General features: G+C 70.2%; 4 protein-coding genes. All 4 read left to right on the plus strand.

Going from position 1 to position 3,398, the window contains the following annotated elements; translation table 11 throughout:
• The coding region (locus tag ENN83_RS05910; protein ID WP_287185162.1) for a hypothetical protein at nucleotides 1-341 on the plus strand (341 nt) is incomplete at its 5' end.
• Entirely contained in the window at nucleotides 325-969 is a 645-nt protein-coding gene (locus ENN83_RS05915; RefSeq protein WP_287185164.1) for an antitoxin of toxin-antitoxin stability system, read from the plus strand. The genes ENN83_RS05910 and ENN83_RS05915, both read left to right, overlap by 17 nt.
• Before the next feature lie 112 nt (nucleotides 970-1,081).
• Complete coding sequence (locus ENN83_RS05920; RefSeq protein ID WP_287185167.1) at nucleotides 1,082-2,158, plus strand: DUF7146 domain-containing protein; 1,077 nt, start codon at nucleotides 1,082-1,084, stop codon at nucleotides 2,156-2,158.
• Between the two features lie 289 nt (nucleotides 2,159-2,447).
• Nucleotides 2,448-3,377, plus strand: coding sequence for a DUF2493 domain-containing protein (locus tag ENN83_RS05925; RefSeq protein ID WP_287185170.1), 930 nt, complete (start codon nucleotides 2,448-2,450; stop codon nucleotides 3,375-3,377).
• Nucleotides 3,378-3,398 lie beyond the last annotated feature (21 nt).

Here is a 3,398-nt window from a genome sequence, read left to right on the forward strand (position 1 = left end):
CCATGATGGCGGATGCCGCCGCCGAGGACCCGCCCTCGGAGGGTTTCGCGCTTGCGATCGTGCCCGAGCATGGCGGTAGCATGCTCTGGATGCATGACGCAGGGACCGGCGATCCGCAGGCGGTAGTGGAATTCGTCCGGGCATGCACAGCGGCCTTCGGGCTGACGGGCCCCTGGGGGTTCCAGTTCGCGCTGACCTGCTCAAAACCCCGGGTCGGGGCCTTCGGGGGTGGCGCGCATCTGCTGGACCTCGCCACCGGCGAGACCCTGGCCTGGACCAGCACCGACCGGTGGCTGGCCGACCACCTGACCGGAGGGTCGGCCGATGCCCCGGATCATTGAGACCCTCGTCTACCGCCTCGACGAGCTGGAGGCGCTTGCGCAGGACAGGGCGCGCGCCTGGTATCGCGAGATCGGCTTCGACCATGACTGGTACGATGCCGTCTATGACGATTTCCAGCAGATCGCGGACATGATCGGGCTGCGGTTCAAGACCACGTCGGTCCGGCTCTATGGTGGCGGCACGCGGCAGGCGCCCTGCATCTGGTTTCGCGGGTTCTGGAGCCAGGGCGGCGGGGCGGCCTATGAAGCTTGGTACAGCTACGCCCCGCGCGCAGTGCCGCGCATCCGCGCCCATGCCCCGCAGGACGTCGAGCTGCACCGCATCGCCGAGGCGCTGCAGCAGGTGCAGCGGCGCAACTTCTTCCAGTTGCGCGCCGAGACCAGCCTGCGCGGGCATTACTGCCACGCGCGATCCATGGTGATCGAGGTCACCCGCGACAGCCCGACCGGGCAGGCGTTGACCTACGATGCCGAGGAGGTGGTGGCCGACGCGCTGCGAGATCTGGCCGACTGGCTCTATCGTCAGTTGCAGAAGGAATACGATTACCTGACCTCGGACGCGGCAATCGACGAGGTGATCCGCGCCAATGACCACAGCTTCACCGCCGAGGGGCGGCGCTTCGGCTGACCGCAGCCCGCCGTATCCCGCAGGCCCTTGCACGATATCGGGGTGATCCCATGTCCAGAAACTGTACCGCCCGGCCCCCGCAGGCGCATCGTTCCGCGCGGGAGGTTCTGCCATGACCAGAGCCGATGCATCCGAGCTGTCATCCCGCCTTGCTGACTGCGCCGAGGCGGTGTGCCGCCATTACCTGCCCGAGGGCAAGAAATCCGGCCGCTACTGGCTGATCGGCGACGCCCGCGGCACGCCGGGCCGGTCGCTCTTCGTGCGGCTGACCGGGCCGGAACGCGGCAAGGGGGCTGCGGGCAAATGGACGGATGCGCAAAGCGGCGAGCATGGCGACCTGCTCGATATCATCCGCGAGAGCCTTGGTCTGACCGACTTCAAGGACGTTGCCGAAGAAGCGCGCCGGTTCCTGAGCCTGCCGCAGCCGGAACCCGTAGCGCGGCCGGACACGTCCCGGCTCCCGACCAACCCCGGATCGACCGAGGCCGCGCGGCGGCTCTTTGCCATGGGCACGGCGATCCCGGGCAAGCCTGTCGCGGCCTATCTGCGCGCGCGCGGGATCGCCCCAACCGACGATCTGCCCGCGCTGCGCTTCCACCCGGCTTGCTATCATCGGCCCACGGGCAGCGGGCCGACCCGGCGGCTTCCGGCGATGGTCGCGGCGATCACCGATCTCGACGGCCAGCTGACCGGGGTGCATCGCACCTGGCTTGCACCCGACGGGGCGGGCAAGGCCGATCTCGACACGCCGCGCCGGGCGATGGGCGCGCTTCTGGGCCATGGGGTGCGCTTCGGGCAGGCCCGGGATGTGCTCGCGGCGGGCGAAGGGATCGAGACCGTTCTGTCGCTGCGCATGGCGCTGCCCCGGATGCCCGTCCTTGCCGCGCTCTCGGCGGGGCATCTCTCGGCAATCCAGTTCCCGGCGGGGCTGCGGCGGCTTTATGTGCTGCGCGACCGTGACCCGGCGGGCGAAGGCGCGCGGGAGCGGTTGCGGGACCGGGCGGCCTCGGCCGGGATCGAGGCGCTGTCCCTCACCCCGCGGCTGGGCGACTTCAACGATGATCTGCGGCGCTATAGCGTCGATGCCCTGCGCGCGCGGCTGCGGTTGCAGCTTCATCCCGAAGACGCAGCGCGGTTGCTGGATCGGCACAGCGCGCACGTCACGTCAGGCGGTGCGGCCTCGCCCTGATCGGGTTTCCCAGTGTCTCGCGGCCCCTCCCGGCGGAGAGGCCCTGCGCCTGCGGCCTTCTCAGAGGGCAGGTGGCCCACAAGCGGCGCGGCCCGGCAATGGCGGCGCCCGGCTATTTTCCGCCGCGCCCCCAATGGGGCGCTTTGCAGCGCGAAACAAAATAGCCGGGCTTGGCCATCAAGGCCCTCGCGAAGGGCTCGGGCTGCCCGGCCGCCCCGCCCGTGGGCTGTCCTCCTGCCACGAAGGCCCGCGAGAGGCGCAGGCCGGACCCCCAGGAAGGAGCCCCGAGATGACCCCCGATCCCGATTTCCATGGCGAGGCGCAGACCGCCTCGCAGACGCATCGCGCGCTGACCGAACTCCAGCTTTACGGCTGGCGCCCGTTCGAGGATGAACCCGACCCCCGCCCGCTGCCCGAGGCCGACCGGATCGCCGGCGCCGTCACCGACATCCTTGATGCCCTGGTCGCCACGCTGGGTGACACGCGACTCGAGCCCGAACTGGACGAGCTCCTTTGGGGCGCTGTCAACCTCTTTCACCGCGCGCTGGCCCGCACGGAGCGGGTGCTCGACGACAACGAACAGGCGCAGCGCCGGTTGCAGCGGGAACAGGACGGCTCCGAGGTGAAGTCCGTCGAGCTCGAGCGGCTGGTGGCCGAGGGGCAGAGCCTGATCGAGCAGCAGACCGCGCTGGAACTCTTCCGCGACCTCGCCGCCGAGGGGTTCGAGCATCATCTCGGCAAGCCCTGGCACCCGCGCACCGGCTCGCGCGCCAGCCATCGCAACCTGACCGCGGCGATGATCGACAGCCGGGATTTCCTGGCCGCTCGTCGCCGGGCCGAGGCCGCGCGGCTGCTGCCCGAGGGGCCTAAAGTGGCCGTCACTGGCGGGACCGATTTCAACGACCACCGGCTGATCTGGGCGCGGCTGGATCAGGTCCATGCCCGGCACCCAGCCATGGTGCTGCTGCATGGCGGCTCGCCCAAGGGGGCAGAGCTGATCGCCTCTCGCTGGGCCGACCACCGCAAGGTGGCGCAAGTGGCCTTTCGCCCCGACTGGGGCAAGCACGGCCGCTCCGCCCCCTTCAAGCGCAACGATGCGATGCTCGACGTGCTGCCTATTGGCGTTCTGGTCTTCCCAGGCACCGGGATCCAGGAGAACCTCGCCGACAAGGCCCGCAAGCTGGGCATCCCGGTGATGAAGCACGAGGGCGGCGCGTAAGCGCCGCTCCCCAAGGTCAGC

The organism is Rhodovulum sp. (assembly GCF_011048875.1).
Classification (GTDB): Bacteria; Pseudomonadota; Alphaproteobacteria; order Rhodobacterales; family Rhodobacteraceae; genus Rhodovulum; species Rhodovulum tesquicola.

What these genes read in the sequence shown, in the direction of transcription:
- ENN83_RS05925 (WP_287185170.1), top strand. Translation starts at nt 2,448, where the DNA reads ATGACCCCCGATCCCGATTTCCATGGCGAGGCGCAGACCGCCTCGCAG.
- ENN83_RS05915 (WP_287185164.1), top strand. Translation starts at nt 325, where the DNA reads ATGCCCCGGATCATTGAGACCCTCGTCTACCGCCTCGACGAGCTGGAG.
- ENN83_RS05920 (WP_287185167.1), top strand. Translation starts at nt 1,082, where the DNA reads ATGACCAGAGCCGATGCATCCGAGCTGTCATCCCGCCTTGCTGACTGC.